Below are 21,784 nucleotides of genomic sequence, written 5' to 3'. Positions count from 1 at the left end.
CTGCCGATTAAAGGAGCGCGACGGATTTGCGCCTTCGCGCAGCGCAGCCGATCTGGCCCAGGAGGGCGCGGAGGCAGTTGCCCGTCATGCCGAGGCTCTGGCCGCTGAGCTTGCAGGGTGCGGCGTCAACCTCAACTTCGCGCCGGTGGCGGATCTGGATCTCAACCCGGACAATCCGATCATCGGCCGCTACCAGCGCAGCTTCGGGGCCAACCCGGCAACCGTGGCCGCCCATGCCCATGCCGTGATCGCGGCCCATCACCGGCACGGGGTCGGTTGCTGTCTCAAACATTTTCCCGGCCACGGCAGCGCCGGCAGCGATTCCCACCTGGGTTTTGTCGACGTCACCGACTGCTGGCAACCTCTTGAACTCGAGCCGTATCGCCGTCTGCTAGCCGCTGGCTACAGTGACGGAATTATGACGGCGCACTTGGTCAACCGCCGGCTTGATCCCTCCGGCCTGCCGGCCACCCTCTCGCCCCTGGTGATTGAGGGGATGCTGCGCCGTGAGCTTGGTTTTACCGGGGTGGCGTTCAGCGACGACCTGCAGATGCGGGCGATCAGCAACGGCTGGAGCGCGGTCGAAGCGGTGCAGCGGGCTGTGCTCGCCGGGGTCGACGTGCTGGTGATCGGCAACAATCTCGACCCGCGCGAAGACGCTCTGCAGGTGGGAATTCGCGCCGTGCTCGACCTGCTTGACAGCGGCCGGATCGATGGCCAACGTATAAATTCTTCGCTGGCGCGCATTGCGCGGTTTAAAGAAACCCTCACAGGAAAACGTCCATGGAAACCTCTCGCCCCACCCATAGCCTGGTAGTTGGTTACGTCGCCTGGCTGTTCGGCTTCATCGGCGCCCATCGCTTCTACTACGGCAAGCCGGTTTCGGGCACCATCTACTTCTTTACCCTCGGCCTCTTCTTCATTGGTTGGATCGTGGACTTGTTTCTCATCCCCGGCATGGACCAGGAGGCCGACATCCGCTACCTTCCCGGCCCGGTTGATTACAACATCGCCTGGCTGCTGCTGGTGTTTTTGGGCATGTTCGGCGTGCACCGGCTCTACATGGGCAAGATCTGGACCGGCATCCTCTACCTGCTCACCTTGGGCGTCTTTGGTTTGGGCTACATCTACGACATGTGGACCCTGAACGATCAGATCACCCTGATCAACGGCCAAGCCGGCGCCGCCTCGCCCTTTCGCAGTTTCTGATTCCACGCCAACAACCGCTCACCTTCCCGCCCGGTCATCGACGAGCACAGCGAGGAGAAATCTCGCGAAGGATGGAGATCTCTCCCTCCGGTCGAGATGACGAGACGGGGCGCGGCTGTTGGCGCCCACCGATCACCTGTTGCAATGGAAGCAGAATTACCCCTTAGGTCGGTACGCGAACTGCTTGTTTTTCTGATCCAGCATCTGGGCCACCAGGAACTCGTCGCCTTTGCGGTTGAAGGCCTCGTAGCCTTCGCGTTCGCAGGCCGGGCAGCAATCAATCGGCAGCTCAACGCCCAGGCAGGGCAGGATCTGGCTGCTGCTGGTTTTGATCAACCGCAACCCCCGGCAATGTTCGCAGTCTTTCAACTCCTCCCGTTGTTTCTCCAGGATGCCGTCGGTGTCGTAATAGATTTTGCGCTCACGGACGAAATACTCGCCCTGTTTCTCAAAATCGCCCCTGGCCGGATGGAAATAGCCGTCCAGCAGCGGGCCGCAGCTCTGTTTGATGTATTCCATGGTCTCCGGTTCTTCGCGCAGGGCGGCGGCGTTGAAATCCGGTTCGCGCACCCCTGAATAGTCGCAGCCGGCCATGGCCAGGCAGATGCCAAGGTTGACGTAGGGCAGGGCGCCCTTGATCGAATAGCCGCCTTCGAGCACCGCGATGTCCGGCTTGAGCAGCTCGTTGAGCCGGGCATAGCCCTGGGCCGAGAACTGCATGTTGGTGATCGGGTCCGAGTAGTGGTTGTCCTGGCCGGCGGAGTTGATGATCAGGTCCGGCTTGAAGTCGGCCAGGATCGGCAGCACCACGTTTTCCAGGGCATAGAGGTAGCCTTCGTCCGAGGTGCGCGGCGGCAGGGGGATGTTGATGGTCTTGCCCAGGGCCCGTGGTCCGCCGTTTTCATAGGGAAAACCCGAGCCCGGGTACAGGGTGCGGCCGTCCTGGTGCAAGGAAATGAACAGCACGTCCGGGTCGTGCCAGTAGACGTCCTGGGTGCCGTCGCCGTGGTGGCAGTCGGTGTCGACAATGGCGATCCGTTTGGCGCCGTAGTGGGCGCGAATCCACTCGACCATCACTGCCTCGATGTTGATGTTGCAAAAGCCCCGATTGCCGTGCACCACCTTCATCGCGTGGTGGCCGGGCGGGCGGACCAGGGCAAAGGCGCGCCGGGTTTCCCCTTCAAGCACCAGTCGAGCGGCCTGAATGGCCCCGCCGGCGGAGATGCGGTGCGATTCAGTGCAGATGGCGTCCACGCTGGGAAAGCAGAAGTGGGCGCGCATGATGTCCTGGTCAGTGGCGAACAGGGGGCGGTGCTCGCTGATGCCCTCGACGTCGAACAGCCCTTCTTCGCGGAACTGATCCTGGGTGTACAGGAGCCGTTCCTCCCGTTCCGGATGGGTGGGGGAGATGGCCCAGTCAAAGGCGGGAAAGAAGATAACTCCAAGCGATGAGGCGGCTTTCAGCATGGCAAGACCTGTAAGGCTGAAGGTTGAAAAAGAGGCAAGCGGGCGGTCACGATTGACCGGCGAAGCGGACGGGAACGGCGGCGGCGTCCAGCTCCAGCCGGGCCACGACAGCGGGCCGCACCTGGGCCACCACCCGGATGTTTTTGCCCGAGGTGTAGGAACCATCCACCATGTTGAAGGCGTCGGCCTGGGTGATCTGGATTTCCTCGGCGGCGATGGTCACCCCGGCCTGTTCGAGGTCGGCTTTGAGCAACCGTCTGGCCTCGTCAATGGCGTCCTGGAGGCTGAAACCCCGGGGGATGGCGCGGAAGATGCCCAGCATCGGCGCCGACAGCTGACCGCGCGAGGTGTTGGCGGTCAGCGCCAGATGGCTGGTGGCGCGGGCCAGAGCGGCGCCGATTGCGTTGGCCACGCCGTGCAGCGGCGGCACGATCACTTCCATGCCCAGACGGGCGGCCAGCAGCTCCTTGAACACCGCTGCCGGGCCGCCGATGACAATCAGTTTTTTGGGCGTTATTTCCCGATCTTCCAGAATCTCGTGGATGGTGTAGACCGGCTTGGAGTTGACCATTCGGACCAGGGTTTCGATCTTGGCGGCAATCGCGTTCAGCGCCGCATCCACCGCAGCCTGAGCCAGGGTGCGAGCCTCCAGATGGTGCTGGGCCGCCAGCGCCTCAAGGCCTTCGCGGGAACGCTCGGTCTGGCCGAAATCAGCCAACCCCAGGACATTGAGCGCGTCCATCAGGCTGGGCGCCGAGCCGCCGGTGGCCATGCAGGGGCCGAGCCGCTGCGGCCCGGTTTTGACTTCGGCGCCGTCGAGGTGAATCAGCGAGTCGCCGCCGATGCCGATCGATTCAACCCGGATGGCTCGCACCAGGGTAGGCCGGCCTTCAATCGCAATGCCTTCGCGTTCCAGCAGCGGTTCGCCGCCGGCAAACAGGGCGATGTCCGAGGTGGTGCCGCCGATGTCGAGCATCAGCAGGTCCGCATCCGCCGTGCAGGTGGCGAGGATGCCCATGACCGAGGCGGCCGGGCCGGAAAAGATCGACTGCACCGGCGCGTCCATGGCCCGGGTCAGGGGCACGGCGCCGCCGTCGGCCTTGAGGATGTTGACCTCCGCCTGAAGATCAAAGCCCTGGAGACTGGCGGCAAGCGCGCCGGCAAAGGCGCGGAAAGTGCGCCAGACTGCGGAGTTGTAGTACACGGTGTGGATGCGGCGGCCGAAATTGAGCTGGCCTGAAATCAGATGCCCCAGCGAAACAAAGTCGGCCCGGTCGCCTAGTTCCTCGCGGATGCGGTCTTCATGGGCCGGGTTGCGCGGCGAGAATTTCGAGGCCACGCCAAAGCATTTCACGCCCTGTTCGCAGCAGGCGTTGATGGCCTCTTCCAGATCCTGTTCATCCAGGGCCGAGGTCTCGGTTCCGAGATGATCAAGACTGCCGTAGATGAGATGGAAGTGCTCGCCGATGCGGTAATGCTTGGCCGCGATCCCCGGCCCGCCGACCACCAGCATGCCCACCGGATCGATCCGGCCGGTGACGATGGCGTTGGTGGTCAGGGTGGTGCTGAGGTTCAGGGTCTGCACCCGCGCCGGGTCCTGATCGGTCAGAATTGCCTGCAGCACCGCACTGATCGATTCGAGCAGATTGTCGTGGTTGGTGGGGGCTTTGGCGGCGGCGACCAGTCGGGTTCCGGCGATGAGCACGCCGTCGGTGTGGGTGCCGCCGATATCAATTCCTATGCGCATGGCAACTCCTTGCCTGGAGGATGGAAAGGGGGAGGTGAGGCGATCAGGCGACGGCCCTGCGTGCGCGCCGGTGTTCAGTCAATCGCATTGAAACCGCAATACTGGCTTTGAAACAGGGCTTTGCCGCCGCGAAGAAAGGCGGCGAAATCCCACTCGGTCGCGGTCAGTCGGTGGGCAAACTCGGACCGGAACACATAGCAGTCGACCACGCCGCAGGCGTCGTTGTTGTACCGCACCGTCACTGGCCGCCGGTCGTACATCTCGCCCTCGAAGCGGTCCAGCCGCGACCAGGCCTCCGGGACAAGGCCATGGTAGACAATGCCCGCGACCGTCCCGGTTGGCGACTCGATCACTCCCGGATACTGCTCGTCCCTGACTAGAAAACGGCGATAACCGGCCAGAACCGCCGGCGTGCAACCGAGCCGCAGGCCCGCCACTTCAGCCATGATGTCCTCGCACATCAGCGAGCCGTAGGTGAACAAATCCTGGGAAGAGGCAAGTCGGGTGGACATGGAATTGCTGGCTAAGCGCTAAAAGAAAGAGGAATACCGTCACTCCTCCAGTCCGCGAATGGCCTGGGTGTAGGCGAATTTGGCGCGGGGTTGGAAGCAGGCGACGTAGACTTCCTTGGGCTTGCCGTTGCGGTCGATGAAGGATTGGATGGTGTCGACGGCGATATCGGCCGCCTCATCCAGAGGAAACCCGTAGGCGCCGCAACTGATGGCGGGAAAGGCGATGGATTGGATGTTGTTTTTAACTGCCAATTCCAGGCAGTTGCGGTAGCAGCTGGCTAACAGGGCGTGTTCGTTTTGGTTGCCGCCCTGCCAGATCGGGCCGACGGTGTGGATGACAAACTTGGCCGGCAGGTTGTAGCCTTTGGTGAGCACGGCCTGGCCGGTTTTGCAGCCGCCGATGGCGCGGCATGCTTCCAGCAGTTCCGGGCCTGCGGCCTTGTGGATGGCGCCGTCGACTCCGCCGCCGCCCAGCAGGGTCTCGTTGGCGGCATTGACAATGGCGTCGACTTTCAGGGTGGTGATGTCGTTTTCAACCAGATTGATCATTGCGATCTCCTTGTAGGCTGTGTTCAGGCGACCTCGACCGGCAGGGGAGAGAGCCGGGAGGCGAATGGACCGCCATGCGGGCGGCCGTTGCATGCGGTATTGTAGCACACGAACCCCAGAGCGGTAGGTGAAAAGTGCAATAATCGCAAGACGACACGGCTCGGCAACAGCTCGGCCTGTTGTTGCGCCCGCCGCGTTTTACCCTGGAGCAATCGCAGGCAGGATTGCGCACCTGCTTCCCGGTTTGCCGCTTTACTGCGGGGGATCGCCGCCCATCAGGTAGCGGTGCATGGCCAGGGCCGCCATCTTGCCCTGCCCCATGGCGCTGATCACCGTGGCCGCGCCGGAAACGATGTCGCCGCCGGCAAAGACGCCGGGCTTGGAGGTCATCATGGTGACCGGGTCGGTGGCGATGGTGCCCCACTTGCTGGTGTTGATCTCGGGCGCGGTCTGCGGCACCAGCGGATTGGGTTGATTGCCGATGGCCACAATGACGGTATCGGCCGGAATGACAAACTCGCTGCCCTTGACCGCCACCGGCCGTCGCCGGCCCGATGCGTCGGGCTCGCCCAGTTCCATCCGCAAACATTCAACCCCAGTGACCCGGTTCTGGGCGTCGGTGACGATGCGCACCGGGTTGGTGAGCAGATGAAAGACCACGCCCTCTTCCTCGGCATGATGCACTTCTTCAGCTCTTGCCGGCATCTCGGCTTTGCTGCGTCGATACACAATGGTGGACTCGCCGCCCAGGCGCAGGGCGGTGCGGGCTGAATCCATGGCTACGTTGCCGCCGCCCACGGTCACCGCCCGGCGGGGCCGGATGGGCGAGGTGGCGAAACGGGGGAAATCGATCGCCCGCATCAGGTTGGCGCGGGTGAGAAATTCGTTGGCGGAAAAGACGCCGATGGCGTTTTCATTGGGAATGCCAAGGAAGACCGGCAAACCGGCGCCGGTGGCGATGAACACCGCGTCAAATGTTTCCATCAACTGGCCGACGGTCTCGGTCTTGCCGATCACATAGTCGGTGTGGATGGTCACGCCGAGGCGTTTGAGGTTGTTGACCTCGTATTGGACAATCTCCTTGGGCAGACGGAACTGGGGAATGCCGTACATCAGCACCCCGCCGGCCAGATGCAGGGCCTCGAACATCACCACCTCATGGCCCCAGCGCGCCAGCTCGCCGGCCACGGTGATGCCTGCCGGCCCAGCTCCGACCACCGCCACCCGCTTGCCGGTCGGTGCAGCCTTGGCCGGATCGGGCACGCCGCCGTGCTTGCGCGCGTAGTCGGCGGCAAAGCGTTCCAAACGGCCGATGGCCACGGGCTCGCCCTTTTTGCCCAGGATGCAGCGCGCCTCGCACTGGCTCTCTTGCGGGCAGACCCGGCCGCAGACCGCCGGCAGGGCGGTTTGTTCCTTGAGCTTGAGCAGGGCGTCGATAAATTTTCCTTCAGCAATCAGCTTGATAAAGGCCGGAATGTGGATGTTGACCGGGCAGCCTTCGACGCAACCGGGCTTCTTGCACTGGATGCAGCGCGAGGCCTCAAGCATGGCGGTTTCTTCGCTGTACCCCCGGGGCACCTCCTCAAAATTAGTGCGGCGGCGGCGCGGGTCCTGCTCCGGCATGGGCTGGCGCGGCGTTTTCACTCGGCCTTTTTTGGGGGCTGCTTCAGTTTGTTCGGGCATCGGTTCATTGGTCGTCATTAGCGAACACTCCGGAAAAACAATCGTTTGAGCGATTTTTTATCGATCTATCGGCCGCAACCGCATCCGCCGCCGTGGCTCTGGGCATGGGGCTGGTGCATGAGCGCATTCAGATCCACGCTCTGCGACAGGGCCTGAACCTCCTCGCGAGCATAGGCGCTGCGCCGCGAGGCCAGTTCGTCCCAGTCAACGCCGTGGCCGTCAAAAATCGGGCCGTCGATGCAGGCAAAGCGGGTCTTGTCGCCCACGGAAACGCGGCAGGCGCCGCACATCCCGGTGCCGTCGACCATGATCGGGTTGAGGGCCACCAGAGTGGGAATGTTCAAGGTGCGGCTGATTTCGGTGACCATGCGCATCATGAAGGTGCAGCCAACGGCAATGAACTGGTCGACCGGCTCCTGGGCTGCAACCTGGGCCAACACCTCCTGAATGCCGCCGCGCACGCCTTCGGAGCCGTCCTTGGTGGCGATGATCAGCTGATCGCAGGCCGTGGCCAGTTCCTTTTGCATGTAGAGCAGATAGGCGGACGAGGCCTCAATGGCGCAGATCACCCGGTTGCCGGCCTGACGCAGGGCCCGGGCCAGGGGGAAAATGGCGCCGATGCCGTAACAACCGCCGCCGAGCAGCACAGTGCCCTTGTTTTCGATGGTCAGGGGTAGGCCAAGGGGGCCGCTGACATGGGCGATCCTATCGCCCGCCTTCAGCGACGCCAGTTCGCGGCTGGAACGACCCACCTCTTCGATCACCAGCGAAATGGTGCCCTCGGCCGCATCCCAGTCCACCAGGGTAAAGGGCGAACGCTCCGAAGTTTCCTTGGCCATGAGAATGACGAACTGGCCGGGCAGGGAGAATTGGGCCACCTTCTCGGCTTTGACCTTGAAGAAATGCATGTTGGGGGCGATTTCCCGTTTTTCGAGGATGGGAAAACCTACGCCTGTGGTCTCCTCACTGGTCTCCGCCGGAGTGGTTGGCAGGCCAAAGGCGGCAAGCGCAGACACGACGTCGGCCAGGAGATGACCGCGAAAGCGGGGAATCAGATCGCGGACGTTCTGGCGCGGATCGCCGCTGACCGGCGCCGGCGCAGGATCGTCCGCGACCAGCGGGGTGACGGCCTCCACGCGCTCAAAGTCAAAACCCGTCAGGCCAAGGGCCTGGGCGAGATCGCAGACAATCCGCCATTCCGGCAGGGCGTCGCCGGGGGCCTGGCTGCTGACCGCCAGTTGTTTGATTGCGCCGGTTGCGGTGCGGAAGGTGCCGCCCGATTCGCTCAGGACCGCTGCGGGCAGCACCACGCTGGCGCCGCTGGAAGCAGGGGAGTGCAAACAATCGATAATCAGAGAAAAGGGGACCTTTGCCATCATCTCCACTGGCAATAGGTTGCCGTTGGCAATCACGGCGCGGATGGTTCCGCCTTGCACCGCTGCGGCCAGGGCCTGCACCTGCGGGTCGTCTTCGCCTGCCTCTGCGGGCAGAAGCAGCATCCGGCCTTGCAGCTGCTCGGCCAATTGCACGTACAGAAAACGGTCTTCGCGCGAGGTCGCAGCGCTGATCACCAGAACAACACCGCCGGCGCAATCCTTTAACCCTTCGGCGGCCGCGGCAATCGCGCCCTGCCAGTCAAAGGGAATCAGATCCTCGCCTTCCCGGACCAGGGGCCGGATCAGGCGTTGGTTGGACGCCGCGATCTGGGCGGCGCCAAAACGGCCCAGGGCGCACAGCCCGGCCTCCTTGTTGAACCCGGTCATGGTGTAGGCCAGCAGCTGGCCGCCTTTGCTCTGGGCGACAACCGAACAGCCTTCGGAACAGAGAATGCAGGCAGAGGGCGTGTCGGCCTCCGGCTTGCCCTGCCAGCGGGCAAAGCGGTCGGTCAGGGTGCCGGTGGGGCAGATGTCGATGCAGCCGCCGCAGAAGGTGCAGCCGGAAAAGACGTGGCTTTTGTCAAAGGCCGTGCCGATCCGCGCCCATTTGCCCCGGTTGATGATTGAAATTGCCGGTTTGCCGTGAATCTTTTCGCAAATCCGCCAGCACTTGCCGCAGAGCACGCAGAGGTTGTAGTCGCGATCCATGAAAGGATCGTCGCGTTCCAGATTGTAGGACGCGTACAGGGTGGGCAGGCTCAGTTCATTCTTGCCCGCGCTCAGGGCCATGGTCCGCAGATCGCATTCGTCGCGGTTGGCGCAGAAGCCGCAGCGGGTGGAACGCGCCGCCTTGGTGACCTTGGGCCGGTACTGCTCGCAGGCCTCGCGGTGGATGCAGACCAGGCAGCTGTTGGGATGCCCGGAAAACATCAGCTCCAGGGTGCGGTTGCGGAGTTCGGTCAGCCGCGCCGACTGGGTGACGACCTGCATCCCCGGAGCGGCCGGGGTGGTGCAGGAGGTGGGAAAGCCGCGCACGCCGGCGATCTCGACGATGCACATCCGGCAGGCCCCATAGGGATTGAGGTCCTTGTGGTCGCAGATGGTGGGAATAACGATGTCCGCCTTGCGTGCGGCCTGGAGGACCGTTGCGCCTTCTTCGACCTCGACCTGTTGGCCGTCAATGGTCAAACTGATGCTGCCCATGTAATCTCCTTGATAAATAAACCGTTGGCTCCTGGGGCTCGGTATCGCTTGATTCGCCGGTGGTCAGTCGACCAGCACCGCCGCAAATTTGCAGGCCTGACGACAGGAACCGCACTGGATGCAGAGCTCCTGATCAATTGCGTGCGGCTGTTTTTTCTCGCCGCTGATCGCCGCAACCGGACAGGCGCGCAGACAGGCCCCGCAGCCGGTGCAGCGGGCGGGATCAATGTCGAAGCGGATCAGGGCCCGGCAGGCTCCGGCCGGACATTTTTTGTCGACAATGTGGGCCCGGTATTCGTCCTCGAAATACTGGAGCGTGGTCAGCACCGGATTAGCCGCCGTCTGGCCCAGGCCGCAGAGCGAGGCGTTTTTCATGGCGTCGCCGATCTTGCGCATAATATCCAGCTGCTCAAGCGTGCCCCGACCTTCGGTGATGGTGGTGAGCATCCGAAGCAGATGCTGGGTGCCCATGCGGCAGGGCACGCATTTGCCGCAGCTCTCGTTTTCGGTGAAGCTGAGGAAGTAGCGGGCCATGTCGACCATGCAGGATTCCTCGTCGATCACGATCATGCCGCCGGAACCCATGATCGAGCCAACCTCGGCCAAGCGCTCGTAATCAACCGCCAGATCGATGAACTGGGCCGGAATGCAGCCGCCCGAGGGGCCGCCGGTCTGCACCGCCTTGAACTGCTTGCCGTCGAGCACGCCGCCGCCGATCTCGTTGATGATGGTGCGCAGGCTGATGCCCATGGGCACCTCAATCAGGCCGGTGCGGCTGATCTTGCCGGCCAGGGCAAAGGTCTTGGTGCCCCGGCTTTTTTCCGTGCCGTAGCCTGCATACCAGGCCGCGCCCTTTTCCATGATCGCCGACACCGCCGCCAGGGTCTCGACATTGTTGATGTTGGTCGGCTTGCCGAACAGGCCGGAAACAGCGGGAAAAGGCGGCTTGGAGAGCGGCATGCCGCGCTTGCCCTCAATGCTTTGCATCAGTGAGGTCTCTTCGCCACAGACAAAGGCGCCCGCGCCTTTTTTTATCTTGATCTCAAATCCAAAGCCCGAGCCGAGAATATCGCCACCAAGAAAACCCAGTTCGTGCATCTGGGTGATGGCTCCCTGTAACCGCTCGATAGCCAAGGGATATTCAGCCCGGCAGTAAACATAACCGATGCTCGCGCCAATGGCGTAGCCAGCGATCAGCAAACCTTCGAGCACCGCATGAGGATCGCCTTCCAGCACCGAGCGGTCCATGAAGGCCCCGGGATCGCCCTCGTCGGCGTTGCAGATCACGTATTTCTGATCAGCCACCGAATTGCGGGCAAAACCCCACTTCACCCCGGTGGGAAACCCTGCGCCGCCGCGCCCACGCAGGCCCGAGGCTTTCATCTCCTCGATCACCTGATCCGGGCCCATGGCAAAGGCGCGGGTCATGCCCTGGTAGCCGCCGCGCGCCAGATAATGGTCGATGTTGGTCGGGTCGATGATCCCGCAGTTGCGCAACACAATCCTCACCTGGGGCTTGATCATCGGCAGCTCGGCAAAAGTCGGAACCGCTTCGTCGACGCCGGTCATTACCGCCAAGGCCAGCGGCAGATAAACCTCGCCGCGCACCAGTTGCGTCTCGATCAGGGCGGCCGCGTGTCGGGGTTCCACGCCCTGATAGAGCACTCGCTTGCCGTCCCGGCCGCGAATCTCCACCATCACCTCGGCGTAGCACATGCCCAGACAGCCCACCTCAACCATGTCGGCGGCCTCGGTCAAACCATGTTTGGCCAGTTCGTCGGCAAACGCCTGCATCACCTCAAGCGATCCCGCCGCCCGTCCGCAGGTGGCCGAACCAACGAGGATGCGCAGCCGGTCCGGCTGCTCAAAGGTCTGCCAAGCGGCCTCGGCCTGTTGTTGTCGCGCTGCGAAACTCATTTCTTGTCCTCAATGAGCTTGTTGGTTTTGGCGGCGGTCATCCGGCCATAGACCTTGTCGTCCACCACCACCACCGGGGCCAGGGCGCAGGAACCGAAACAGGCCACCCGCTCCAGGCTGAAGGCGCCGTCGTCGCTGGTCTGGCCTGGTTTCAGGCCGGTCGAGCGGCTAATCGCGTCCAGAATCCGGTCGCTGCCGCGCACATGGCATGCCGTGCCCTCGCACACCTTGATGTGGTGCAGGCCGGGCGGCACAAAGCGGAACTGGGCGTAAAAGGTGGCCACGCCGTAGACGTCGTTTTCGGAGAGTTCCAGATGGTCGGCAACCGCTTGCACCGCCTCGGGGGAGAGATAATGAAACCGCTCCTGCACTTCCTGCAGCAGCGGAATGAGATTGTCTCGCTCTCGGCCAAAGTTGGCAAGAATGGTTTCCAGGGGGAATTGTTCAGACATTATGCGGGCTCCATGGCGGCATGTCGGGTAATTCGCTGTTGCATTTGGAAAAAACAGATAGACGGCCCTTTCCTTATCCTTGTGGGGAAAACTTGTCAAGAACGGAAAAAAGGGCGGGGGAAGAGCGCAAAGCAAACAGGCCGGAGCCGCAACGCCTTTGCCGCATGCCAGCGCGCGCGCGGCACGATCCGGCCTCGTTTATGCCGGCAAGGTCTTACGGGGTTTGCCGTTGGCAACCGGGGATCGTCTATAAAGGTGGTCACTGACTTATAGATGTGGCTCTGAATGAAACTCAGCCTGATACGTTGCCCACTCGCCTTGTATCAGCATTTCTCCTGGATGGGTTGGCTCTCTATTTGTGGAATACGTACCATGGGCGCACCTCAATGCTTGAGCTCAGGGGCTTGTCAGCAAGGTTGTCGGCATTTGCGCCGCCGCTCTTCCCGATTGGAATTAAGTATAGTGTCGCCCGAATTATTGCTCCGGTCTCATGGCACAAGGTTGAGGTTCGTTCCTCACCCCAACCTACCTTGCTCTTCGCGACCACCGGCGACGACTCTGTTTCGTCCGGCAGCCTTTGCCTTGTAAAGCGCGGCATCAGAAATCGCCAGAACCTCGGACAAACTCGAATGGTTCGATGAGCGTTCTGCCACCCCTATGCTCACCGAAACACGCAGCGTATCACTCGACGATGAAATCGTTGTGCTTTCCACCGACTGCCGCAGCCGTTCCGCAACCACCATCGCTTGGTCTATCGTGGTGTTGGGAAGCAAGGCGATGAATTCCTCGCCGCCATAACGGCACCAAATATCATTGGATCGCAATGACGTCTGAGCAGATTTCGACACTTGAACCAGGGCGTCGTCACCGGTCTGGTGGCCGTGCTGATCGTTGAATTCCTTGAAGTGATCTATATCGACCGAAAGAATTGAGAGCGGATAGCCATGACGCACGCTTCTGGACCATTCCTTGTCGGCAAACTCGGTAAAGGCACGGCGATTGTAGGCGTCCGTTAATGTGTCATGACGGGCTTGAGCGTGGATTTCCTCCTGGAGCCTTTGCGATGTATGCAACGTCAGCAGCACCGTGATCATCGGGAAACTGATCAGTGACGTTGCGATCCAAAACAAGCGTGGCAGTGTTGGTGAGAACGAGAACGTCAGATCAAAGACCCCACCCGCCACCCGCCAGGAGCAGGCCAATACCAGAACGATGAACAGAAATCCCAGGATTCGGAAGGTGTGGTTGCCCTTGGTTGTTTTCGCCTGCAAACAGGCGTAGGCGGTATAGAGGTCGAGCGTCAGAAAAACCAAATTTTGCGTGAGCACCGCTGCCGGATAATTCTTTGAGCCAAAGGTAAACCATGCCAAGGTTCCAATGGCTAAGGTACAAAACGCAAGTCCTAAACCGAGTGATGGTTTTCGGCCCGATGCTTTTACGATTCCAAAATTGAAGAGCATCAGGCCAGGCAGCAGGAAGAGATTCGAGACGATCTCGGTCAGTATAACCGGCGCCTGATTGCGTAGAGCGAACAAGAATAAGCCGATGGCAAACATCAATGACCCGATGGCCCAATCCTTTGCGGGCGGATAGTTTCGCTGAACACTCCACAAATACACCAGCACCACCGCCTGTCCGATACAGACGCCTACGTAGATCAAAACCAAAGTTCTTATGTCAAGGATAGGGGACATTCTTATCTTTAGGTCGGAAGAAAGGTTGGAGTTTATACCGCGATAGTCCGGTCAGCGCGTAGGTTGGGGTGAGGAACGAACCCCAACACCATCATTCTCTCTCGCCATAGTCCTTTTTATCGTTTTCGCAGATACCCGCGCCCCAGTCGCGGCCAATCATCCCCGCCTCGATATGCCGGTGGATGCTCGAATAGGGCCAATCCGCCGCACGGGGCACATGGCCGTGTTTCACCGGATTAAAATGAATGTAATCCACATGTCTGGCAAGGTCCCCTTCGTCTCGGATGAGGTGTTCCCAATACCGGCGTTGCCAGATGCCGCGTTCTCCTTTGCTCGCCCTGCTGGCGGTCCGGCTTTCCCCTTGGGGGATATGCCGCGAGAACTCCGTTTTGATGAGCATCCACCGTCTGGGGTAGTCCGCGTCCCCTGGCGGCAGAGTCCACACCGCATGCAGATGTTCAGGCAAAATCACCATGGCGTCGATAGTGAAGGGATGCCGTTCTTTCACCATGCCGACAACCCTACGGGGGACGTCAATGTATTCTACCAGCAGGGATTGGCGCCGTTCCGCAAGATTCACGGTGAAAAAATAGGAGTCGCCATCAACCCTTGCGCGCCGGTACCGCATTGCATCTCTCCGGTCTCATGACACAATGTACAAGGTTGGGGTTCGTTCCTCACCCCAACCTACCTTGCTATGGGTGACCATCCATTATCCGGCCACGGCCCGATAATATCTGGGAACCGCCTAGTGCGGTCCCACATGCCAGGTGGTGTGGTAAGGGCGGGAGAAAAACCCGCCCTTACCCGATTAAGTTTCCACAACGTCGCTCGGGGACATTGCAGATTCATTATCTGTTGCCTCATCTTCCGAGATACACGAGAGAAGGAAACGTACGGGTTTGGTTAATGCCTTATGAATCCTTAGGGCTTTAGCAGAAAAGGAGTCAAGCTTGTCAAGCAAAGCGGCGAGCCGGCCTAGTAGGTCGGCGTTCTTTGTTGCCTCGCCATTCAAGGCCGCTTGTTCCGTGAACACAACACCAAGTAAATTTTGAAGACTGGACTTCAGGCCTTTCGCCCCGTGAATTCGATAAAGGGTGATAGCTATACGTATTTTCTCTAGCCCTTCGAGCAGAACGACTCGGAGCGTTGGGTCTTGTACTGACTTTGCAACCATGTCGAATAGGTCATTCGTCGCATGTATGATAGATGCCAGTTCTTCGGCGGTCACTGCCTCTTCCGAGTAGTAACGACTTAGTTCTTCGTCACAGAATTCCAGTCTTGTGAGGACTTCTGGCGTAACGTTTGCTGTGAGGACCTGCTGTCTTGTCGCGTGAAGATAAAGAGGAGCGACGGCTGTTTTGATTGGAGCTAAACACGCAAGATATCTCTGGTGGTTCAAGTTCGGGTTGGTCTCTATGAGGCGTTTCACCTCTTCAATTGCTTCAGACATTGCAATAAGGCTGCGCACTACTTCTATGTCATTGGCTTCCTTAATCTCGAATGCGGTTGCCCAAACCTCGAGCATTCGCTGGCTTTGATCGCCCCCGAGGGCTGCTTTAAGTATAGAGTGAATCCTGCTAGCTGGATTTGATTGCGTTTGCATAAGTAGAGGTTCCTTTGGAACTTGAACAGTTCAATAAGGGAATATTGTCCGTTATATTACCCCATGTGGGTGGACAAAATTTCAGCTTATTCTTGTATTGCTCTTGGAATGTGGAATCACACCTTCTTTTTTGTCCGCGTATTTTTTTGTTTAAAACATTCCATAGGTTGCGACATTAGGCAACGATATATGGAAAGTCAAAAGAAAAATACGGCGCAATTTCGCCCAAACCCAAGCCTCAAGCTCATGGATCAGGTACCCATTCGAACAAGTTGGCGGCAAAGGATGTCGAGCGGTTTCTCTCTCATCTTGCAACCGAGGGCAAGGTGGCCGCGTCCACACAGCGACAGGCCCTGAACGCCCTGGCCTTTATTTATCGGGAAGTACTTGATAGACAGCTTGACGATATTTCTCGGGTAAACGGGGAAATCCCCATTGCCTCCTGGGCCTGAACACAACGGAACCTGCAGCGTCCAGGGCCGCGTTTCCACTCTGGAGCATGGGAACCATCACAAACAAAAAGGGCGCCGCAGCACAGCTACGGCGCCCTTTCCCTGTCCAAGGGGTACTGCGGTTCAGGCTTTCTTCACCTTGGGGATAAAGATCTGATCCGGGTCAAGCACGTCGTGGATGAAATGCAGCTCCTCGCGGGTGGGCGGGGCGGTTTCGCCGGCAACGCGGGAGACGTCGAGGTTGAACTGACACAACTCCTTGATCTCCGCCGGGGTTTTGCCGGGGTGGCAGGTGTCGAGGTACATGTGGCCGTCCTGCTCGTCGAAACGGAACACGCCGGCGGTGCTGATGACCGCCGAGGGGCCGCCGCGAAAGGCAGAGCCGTACAGTTCGCGCCGGTGCACGAATTCGCCGCCCGGCCATTTCTTCACCCGCCAGCCGGGGCTGGTGATGTAGCTGACGTTCTCGACAAAACGCCGTTTCTCATGGACCATGATAAACACGGTTCGGCTCGCAAACGAGTTGATGTCCGGGTTGCCGCCGCTGCCGGTGAGGCGCAGTTCGGGCTCCAGATAATCGCCGATGCAGGTGGTGTTGACGTTGCCGTACAAATCCACCTCGGCCCCGCCGAGAAATCCCAGATCCACATAGCCGCGCTGGGCGATGGAAAAGGCATCAAACAGGCCGGAGGAGCGCGAGGCCCCGGTTTCGCAGCGGGCGTCGCCGACTGAGGTCGGCAGTTCCGGCGGTCGTCCGTCCAGGGTGCCGGCCTCGAAAATCAGTTTCAGGTTGGGGGCGTGGGTCTTTTGCGCCAGCATGATGGCCACCATGGGCAGACCGGTGCCGGCAAAAACGATCTCGTTGTCCTGCACTTCGCGGGATGCGGCGCAGCACAGCAGGTCGGCCAGATTATATTCTTCAGGCGATGCGTAGTTGCTCATCAGAATTCTCCCTTCTATTTGCGGGGTCGGTAGTTGAGGGCGGTGTTGGCGCGGAGGTTCAGCATCCGCTGCCAGCCGAGTTTTTCCAGGTAGGCGATGTGATCAAGGCCGAAAATCCACTCCTTGGCAAAGGCGTCGAATCCTTCCTGGGTGCGGGTGTTGGCGTAAAAATCCTTAAGGAATGGTCCGTCAACATCATATTTACCAAACATGCCGGTGGGATGCGCGCCAAAGGGGCATTCCAGGATGTGATCGACCTCAAAGGTGGCGATGGTGTTCTGGTCGGCGTTGCGGCGCAGATACTCCTCGGGCACGATCTCCTCGGCCATGACGATGGTGATGTCGGCGGCGCGGGCCACCTCGGGGTCGGAGTACAACTGCCCATTGACCCGCACCGTGCCTTCCTCGCCCACCTGCTGCACACAAAGAATGGCCACGTCCACCTTGGCCGCCGGGATCAGCACCTGGGAACCGGCGCCAAAGAAGGGATCTTCGGCAAACACGTATTTATGTTTGGCGATCCGCTTGCCGTCGCGCTTGCCGGCCCGGCCAAGGATGTCGTAGTCGGGATTGTGGATGTCGGTGCCGAGCGAGGTCTGGGTGACCGCATACGGCGCGCCCTGGGCTGCGGCGGTGAAACGGAACAGCATTTCAGCGTGGCTGTAGTCCTCGACCAGAATTTCCTTCTTGCCGACCTTGCGCGACAGGTTGGCCCCGTATTTGCCGTACAATTCGTGGCCAACCCAGCAGGATTCCCAGATGTCGACGCAACCGGCGCCGACCAGGAACTCGGTCTGCGGGCCGCCGTTGACCTCGATCAGGTGCAGGCCGCGTTTCTGCTGGCGGATCAGCTCGAAAATGACCGCAAAGGGCCGCCGCCAGATGGTGAAACCGGAAAAGGTCAGACTGGAGCCGTTCTTGACGATTTCAGCCGCCTGTTGCAGGGTTATGCGTTTATCTGTGCTCATACAATTCTCCTTGCTGGTTCAGGCCGCCAATCCCCGGAGAATCTCGCGGGAAATGATCAGGCGCTGGATTTCACTGGTTCCTTCGTAGATGGTGGTGATGCGGGCGTCGCGGGCGTAGCGTTCAATCGGGAAATCCTGGGTGTAGCCGTAGCCGCCCAGCATCTGCAGGGCGTTGTAGCAGGCGCGGTTGGCGCTTTCGGTGGCGTACATCTTGGCCATGGAGGCTTCCTTGGCGTAGGGGCGTCCCTGCTCCTTGCGGAAGGCGGCGTTCATCAGCAGCAGCCGGGCTGCTTCCAGTTCGGTGTAGGAGTCGGCAATCATCCACTGTATGGCTTGGAAATTGCTGATTTTCTGGTTGAACTGGACGCGCTCGTTGGCGTATTTGGCGGCGTAGTCCATGGCGGCAAGGCCAATGCCCAGGCCGAGCGAGCCGATGCCGATCCGCCCGCCGGCCAACTCGGCGACGGCAATGCGGAAACCATCGTTGAGCTTGCCCATCAGCGCGGTTGCCGGCACCCGGCAGTTGTCGAAGATCAGCTCGTTGGTGGCCGAGGCGTGCTGGCCCATCTTATGCTCTTCCTTGCCGATGGTCAGGCCGGGAGTGCCGGCTTCAATCAAAAAGCAGCTGATGCCTCTGCCCTTGGGCGCTTCCTTGTCGGTCACCGCCCAGACCACAAACACGCCGGCATAGGGGGCGCTGGTGATGAAGATCTTGGAGCCGTTGAGCACGTAGGAATCGCCGTCTTTGGTGGCGGTGGTGCCCATCCCCGACGGGTCGGAGCCGGCGCAGTTTTCGGTGAGGCCAAAGCTGCCGGCCGGGTATTCGCCGGAGCAGATTTTGGGGATGTATTTGGTTTTCTGCTCCTCGCTGCCAATGGCCTGAATAACCTCGCAGACCATGTTGTTGACCGAAACCGTGACTGCGGTGGAGGCGCAGGCTCGGGCGATTTCGGTCATGGCGACGCTGAACGAAACCACCCCGGCCTCGGAGCCGCCGTATTCATCCCTGACGTTCAGCCCCATGAAGCCAAGTTCGGCCAGTTTTTTCAGGTTGGCCAGTAGGGTGGGGCGATCCTTTTCCTGATCGAGTTTGGCGGCCACCGGCTCCAACTCGGCTTTGGCAAAATCGCGGGCTGTGTCCTGGATCAGTTTTTGTTCTTCGCTTAAGTCTAAATCCATATCGTTCTCCTTGTAATGTCCTGCTTGTTTGCTGGATTTCTCTTCTGTGAACAAGAAAAATTGCGGTGTTGCAGTCATGCCTGGGCAGACCGTCTGCACATCCTGCAGTGCAGACGGTCTGCGCGAATTGTTCCATGCGGAGATTGCGCCCCTGGATCAACTTGGGGCAAATATCCGGCCTCGCGCTGGGTCAAACCCAATCAATGCTCATGCACATAAAACGGCCATTTGTGAAAAAACCACTCGTTCCACAGCAGGGGAATGATCCACCAAAAGTTCCACACCAGCGATTCGCCGTGGGAAAAACGCTCAGCCAGTTCGCTCATGTGGTGGTTGCCCAGGCCCCAGTGGCCGAAATTGCCGTAGTAGAAAATCCAGTAGCTGACGGCGGCAAAGAAGAAGACGCCCACGGTGCGGAAGAAAAAGCCGCCCCAGCTGTCGGGATTGTCGCCCGGCGCCATGTCGTCGAAATAATGGTGCCAGATGAGGAAGGGAATCAGGGTGAAGCCGGCGATCTCAGCCGAATGAATCCAGAAGAAACGCTGCACCTCGGATGCGCCCTTGGCGGCCTCCAGATGGTGAAAGGTGTCGGCCGGGACCCACATCGGGATAAGTTCCCGACACAGCAGGGAAATGCCGTAGGCGGCGACAAAGGAAATGGCCGTGGAGATGATGCCCTTCCACGGCTGCGGCAGGGTGATGGCGCTCCAGGGTTTCATCCGCCAAACGTTGGGCGTCATAAACAGGATGACAATGGCCCATTCCCACCAGCCAAAGACCCAGTGCACATGGGAGGTGCCGCCGATTGCGGTCCACCAGGGCGGATTCAGGGCGGCTCCGGGGAAGAGCAGACCAAAGAAGGGGGCAATGAACACCGCGTAGCAGAACAGAGTCAAAGTCGAGGCCACGCCGATCTCCGCCAGCCCGCGGTTGGGCTGTTTGAGATCCGAGGGCACAACCGGCCATTTGCCGAAGAAGATGGTGAACACCGGGTAGGTGTAAAAACCGATGAGCACAAAGCCCACCACCGCCACCTGAGCCAGCTTGCCGGTGGCCCCGGCTGCGGCGACCTTGGGCAGCTTGCCGGCGAGGTTGGCAGCTTCCAGGCCGTAATAGCTGAGGAAATTGAAGCCGACGCCCAACACCCGGTAGAAGAGGACGTCAATCACGAACCAGACGATCACCAGGTTGGCAATGGTCAGGATCACGCCGCGCAGGGGCTGTTTGATGTCCTGGAAGGGCCAGTCGCCAAGAAACATGTGTTGCCACAGACCAACCAGAATCATCATGGCCAGATACATGACAAAGGGGTAGGGAAACCACCCGATCGGACCACGGGGGTCGCTGAAAATGAACCAGGTAATCAAGGCGACAACGAAAAAAACAGCAAACGAGATAATGCCGGTCAGGGGCTGGCCCCACCGTGGTTTTAATGCTCCCACTGCCATACTGCGTTCCTCCTCTCTGTTGAATGTGTTGGTGCTCCTCTCCTTAAACCCAGGGCGGACGTTGCATCCTGATTCCTGGGGCCTGCCGGCACAGCTGTGTTTCCTCCTTTTTTACGCGTGAACATCCAGGACGCCTTGCGCCTGAGCCCAGGTTGTGGTTTCGGCCGCAGTTTGGCGGGTTACCGTTTGATGATCATGGCCACGGCCTCGCCGCCGCCCAGGCAGAGCGACACCAGACCGCGCTTCTTGTTCTGGCGGACCAATTCGTGCACCAGCGTCACCAGCAACCGGCAACCGCTGGCGCCGATGGGATGGCCCAGGGCGACGCTGCCGCCGTTGACGTTGACCTTGGCCGGATCGAGTTCCAGTGTTTTTAACGCCGCCACCGTGGAACCGCTGAAGGCCTCGTTAATCTCAAAGAGGTCGATCTCTTCCTTGCCGATCCCTTCCTTGTCCAGACACTTGGGCACGGCCCAGATCGGGGCCACCAGCACGTATTTCATGTCAATGCCGTAGGATGCCTGGGCGCCGATGGTTGCCAGAATGGTGCAGCCCAGGGCCTCGGCCTTTTCACGGCTCATCACCACCACCGCGGCCGCGCCGTCGGAGATGATCGAGGCGTTGCCGGCGGTGGTGACGCCGCCCTGCTTAAAGGCCGGTTTCATCTTGGCCAGCATCTCGTAGGTGGTTTCCGTCGGGCATTCGTCCTTCCAGAACACCTTGGGCTCGCCCTTGCGCTGGGGAATCTCCACCGCCATGATCTCCTCGTCGAATTTGCCGGCCGCTTGGGCGGCCAGGGTGCGGCGATAGGATTCGGCGGCGTAGCGGTCCTGCTCCTCGCGGCTGACGTTGTAGCGCTCGGAACAGAGTTCGTTGGAAATGCCCATGTGGAAATCGTTGACAATGTCCCACAGGCCGTCGTGGACCATGTGGTCGTGCATGGCCGCTTCGCCCATGCGGTAGCCGAACCGCGCCTTGCTCAGGTAGTAGGGGGCCATGGTCATGTTTTCCATACCGCCGGCAACCACCACGTCGGCGTCGCCGGTTTGCACCGCCTGGGCCGCCAGCATCACCGCCTTGAGGCCGGAGCCGCAGACCTTGTTGACGGTCACCGCCTCGACCTCCCAGGGCAGGCCGGCCTGGATCGCCGCCTGTTTGGCTGGATTCTGGCCGTAGCCGCAGGGCAGCACCATGCCCATGATGGCCTCGTTGACCTCTTCCTTGGCAATCCCGGCCCGACGCACGGCCTCCTCGATGATCAGGCCGCCCAATTTGGTGGCGCCCATGTTGGCCAGGGTTCCGTTGAAGCTGCCCAAGGGGGTCCGAACCGCACTGACAATTACTGCCTCTCGCATGGTGTTCTCCTTTTTTTGTCGCCAA

The 21,784-nt window shown here is 60.5% G+C and carries 19 protein-coding genes; 3 read left to right on the top strand and 16 right to left on the bottom strand.

The window, feature by feature from the left end; translation table 11 throughout:
- Together RCH93_RS08730 and RCH93_RS08725 are read left to right on the top strand one after the other, a co-directional pair.
- Nucleotides 1-817, top strand: an 817-nt coding sequence (locus tag RCH93_RS08730; RefSeq protein WP_306547972.1) for a glycoside hydrolase family 3 N-terminal domain-containing protein, incomplete at its 5' end; no start/stop codon positions are given.
- Nucleotides 784-1,209 carry a TM2 domain-containing protein gene (locus tag RCH93_RS08725; protein WP_306547971.1) on the top strand — a complete coding sequence of 142 codons (426 nt, stop codon included), beginning with the start codon at nt 784-786 and terminating at the stop codon, nt 1,207-1,209. The genes RCH93_RS08730 and RCH93_RS08725, both read left to right, overlap by 34 nt.
- A 156-nt stretch (nt 1,210-1,365) precedes the next feature.
- On the opposite strand, the gene RCH93_RS08720 is transcribed toward RCH93_RS08725, so the two are convergent.
- The 11 genes from RCH93_RS08720 to RCH93_RS08670 form a co-directional block, all read right to left on the bottom strand.
- Nucleotides 1,366-2,676, bottom strand: a complete 1,311-nt coding sequence (locus RCH93_RS08720; RefSeq protein WP_306547970.1) for a histone deacetylase — start codon at nt 2,674-2,676, stop codon at nt 1,366-1,368.
- A gap of 46 nt (nt 2,677-2,722) precedes the next feature.
- Nucleotides 2,723-4,423: a hydantoinase/oxoprolinase family protein gene (locus RCH93_RS08715; protein ID WP_306547969.1), complete on the bottom strand. Its 1,701-nt coding sequence runs from the start codon at nt 4,421-4,423 to the stop codon at nt 2,723-2,725.
- A gap of 74 nt (nt 4,424-4,497) precedes the next feature.
- Entirely contained in the window at nt 4,498-4,935 is a 438-nt protein-coding gene (locus tag RCH93_RS08710; protein WP_306547968.1) for a gamma-glutamylcyclotransferase family protein, read from the bottom strand.
- Nucleotides 4,936-4,974: 39 nt separating this feature from the next.
- A complete protein-coding gene (locus tag RCH93_RS08705; protein WP_306547967.1) occupies nt 4,975-5,484 on the bottom strand; it encodes an O-acetyl-ADP-ribose deacetylase in 510 nt (169 codons plus the stop codon).
- Between the two features lie 252 nt (nt 5,485-5,736).
- Entirely contained in the window at nt 5,737-7,185 is a 1,449-nt protein-coding gene (gene gltA / locus RCH93_RS08700; RefSeq protein ID WP_306547966.1) for an NADPH-dependent glutamate synthase, read from the bottom strand.
- Nucleotides 7,186-7,232: 47 nt separating this feature from the next.
- Complete coding sequence (locus tag RCH93_RS08695) at nt 7,233-9,746, bottom strand: sulfide/dihydroorotate dehydrogenase-like FAD/NAD-binding protein (RefSeq protein ID WP_306547965.1); 2,514 nt, start codon at nt 9,744-9,746, stop codon at nt 7,233-7,235.
- A 63-nt stretch (nt 9,747-9,809) separates the two neighbouring features.
- Nucleotides 9,810-11,663, bottom strand: a complete 1,854-nt coding sequence (nuoF, locus tag RCH93_RS08690; RefSeq protein WP_306547964.1) for an NADH-quinone oxidoreductase subunit NuoF — start codon at nt 11,661-11,663, stop codon at nt 9,810-9,812.
- Nucleotides 11,660-12,115, bottom strand: coding sequence for an NADH-quinone oxidoreductase subunit NuoE (gene nuoE, locus RCH93_RS08685; protein ID WP_306547963.1), 456 nt, complete (start codon nt 12,113-12,115; stop codon nt 11,660-11,662). Before nuoE ends, nuoF begins: the two co-directional genes overlap by 4 nt.
- 515 nt (nt 12,116-12,630) lie before the next feature.
- Nucleotides 12,631-13,776, bottom strand: coding sequence for a GGDEF domain-containing protein (locus RCH93_RS08680; protein WP_306547962.1), 1,146 nt, complete (start codon nt 13,774-13,776; stop codon nt 12,631-12,633).
- Between the two features lie 124 nt (nt 13,777-13,900).
- Nucleotides 13,901-14,437 (bottom strand): transposase, encoded by a 537-nt coding sequence (locus RCH93_RS08675; RefSeq protein ID WP_306547961.1) that lies wholly within the window; start codon nt 14,435-14,437, stop codon nt 13,901-13,903.
- Between the two features lie 183 nt (nt 14,438-14,620).
- A complete protein-coding gene (locus tag RCH93_RS08670) occupies nt 14,621-15,415 on the bottom strand; it encodes a hypothetical protein (RefSeq protein WP_306547960.1) in 795 nt (264 codons plus the stop codon).
- Nucleotides 15,416-15,600: 185 nt separating this feature from the next.
- Here RCH93_RS08670 and RCH93_RS17910 point away from each other — a divergent pair, with 185 nt between their 5' ends.
- Nucleotides 15,601-15,867 carry a phage integrase N-terminal SAM-like domain-containing protein gene (locus RCH93_RS17910; RefSeq protein ID WP_373693273.1) on the top strand — a complete coding sequence of 89 codons (267 nt, stop codon included), beginning with the start codon at nt 15,601-15,603 and terminating at the stop codon, nt 15,865-15,867.
- A 123-nt stretch (nt 15,868-15,990) separates the two neighbouring features.
- Here the strand turns inward: RCH93_RS17910 and RCH93_RS08665 are convergent, their stop codons facing one another.
- The 5 genes from RCH93_RS08665 to RCH93_RS08645 form a co-directional block, all read right to left on the bottom strand.
- Nucleotides 15,991-16,809, bottom strand: coding sequence for a CoA-transferase subunit beta (locus RCH93_RS08665; RefSeq protein WP_306547959.1), 819 nt, complete (start codon nt 16,807-16,809; stop codon nt 15,991-15,993).
- Between the two features lie 14 nt (nt 16,810-16,823).
- The gene (locus RCH93_RS08660; protein WP_306547958.1) at nt 16,824-17,777 is read right to left on the bottom strand and encodes a CoA transferase subunit A; all 954 of its coding nucleotides are present in this window, start codon (nt 17,775-17,777) and stop codon (nt 16,824-16,826) included.
- 18 nt (nt 17,778-17,795) lie between these two features.
- Nucleotides 17,796-18,956: an acyl-CoA dehydrogenase family protein gene (locus RCH93_RS08655; protein WP_306547957.1), complete on the bottom strand. Its 1,161-nt coding sequence runs from the start codon at nt 18,954-18,956 to the stop codon at nt 17,796-17,798.
- Between the two features lie 200 nt (nt 18,957-19,156).
- Nucleotides 19,157-20,404: a hypothetical protein gene (locus tag RCH93_RS08650; protein WP_306547956.1), complete on the bottom strand. Its 1,248-nt coding sequence runs from the start codon at nt 20,402-20,404 to the stop codon at nt 19,157-19,159.
- 179 nt (nt 20,405-20,583) lie between these two features.
- On the bottom strand, nt 20,584-21,759 hold the full coding sequence (locus RCH93_RS08645; protein WP_306547955.1) for an acetyl-CoA C-acetyltransferase: 1,176 nt from the start codon (nt 21,757-21,759) through the stop codon (nt 20,584-20,586).
- Nucleotides 21,760-21,784 lie beyond the last annotated feature (25 nt).

Origin of the sequence: Desulfobulbus sp. (genome assembly GCF_030824455.1) — a bacterium.
Lineage (GTDB): Bacteria > Desulfobacterota > Desulfobulbia > Desulfobulbales > Desulfobulbaceae > Desulfobulbus.
This window is presented reverse-complemented; position numbering and strand designations above follow the sequence as displayed.

Bases quoted from the DNA above. Each gene is read 5' to 3' on its own strand.
- RCH93_RS08675 (WP_306547961.1), bottom strand. From the start codon at position 14,437: ATGCGGTACCGGCGCGCAAGGGTTGATGGCGACTCCTATTTTTTCACC.
- RCH93_RS08720 (WP_306547970.1), bottom strand. From the start codon at position 2,676: ATGCTGAAAGCCGCCTCATCGCTTGGAGTTATCTTCTTTCCCGCCTTT.
- gltA (WP_306547966.1), bottom strand. From the start codon at position 7,185: ATGACGACCAATGAACCGATGCCCGAACAAACTGAAGCAGCCCCCAAA.
- RCH93_RS08670 (WP_306547960.1), bottom strand. From the start codon at position 15,415: ATGCAAACGCAATCAAATCCAGCTAGCAGGATTCACTCTATACTTAAA.
- RCH93_RS08725 (WP_306547971.1), top strand. From the start codon at position 784: ATGGAAACCTCTCGCCCCACCCATAGCCTGGTAGTTGGTTACGTCGCC.
- RCH93_RS08665 (WP_306547959.1), bottom strand. From the start codon at position 16,809: ATGAGCAACTACGCATCGCCTGAAGAATATAATCTGGCCGACCTGCTG.
- RCH93_RS08715 (WP_306547969.1), bottom strand. From the start codon at position 4,423: ATGCGCATAGGAATTGATATCGGCGGCACCCACACCGACGGCGTGCTC.
- RCH93_RS08655 (WP_306547957.1), bottom strand. From the start codon at position 18,956: ATGGATTTAGACTTAAGCGAAGAACAAAAACTGATCCAGGACACAGCC.
- RCH93_RS08650 (WP_306547956.1), bottom strand. From the start codon at position 20,404: ATGGCAGTGGGAGCATTAAAACCACGGTGGGGCCAGCCCCTGACCGGC.
- RCH93_RS08645 (WP_306547955.1), bottom strand. From the start codon at position 21,759: ATGCGAGAGGCAGTAATTGTCAGTGCGGTTCGGACCCCCTTGGGCAGC.
- nuoE (WP_306547963.1), bottom strand. From the start codon at position 12,115: ATGTCTGAACAATTCCCCCTGGAAACCATTCTTGCCAACTTTGGCCGA.
- RCH93_RS08660 (WP_306547958.1), bottom strand. From the start codon at position 17,777: ATGAGCACAGATAAACGCATAACCCTGCAACAGGCGGCTGAAATCGTC.
- nuoF (WP_306547964.1), bottom strand. From the start codon at position 11,663: ATGAGTTTCGCAGCGCGACAACAACAGGCCGAGGCCGCTTGGCAGACC.
- RCH93_RS08695 (WP_306547965.1), bottom strand. From the start codon at position 9,746: ATGGGCAGCATCAGTTTGACCATTGACGGCCAACAGGTCGAGGTCGAA.
- RCH93_RS08705 (WP_306547967.1), bottom strand. From the start codon at position 5,484: ATGATCAATCTGGTTGAAAACGACATCACCACCCTGAAAGTCGACGCC.
- RCH93_RS08710 (WP_306547968.1), bottom strand. From the start codon at position 4,935: ATGTCCACCCGACTTGCCTCTTCCCAGGATTTGTTCACCTACGGCTCG.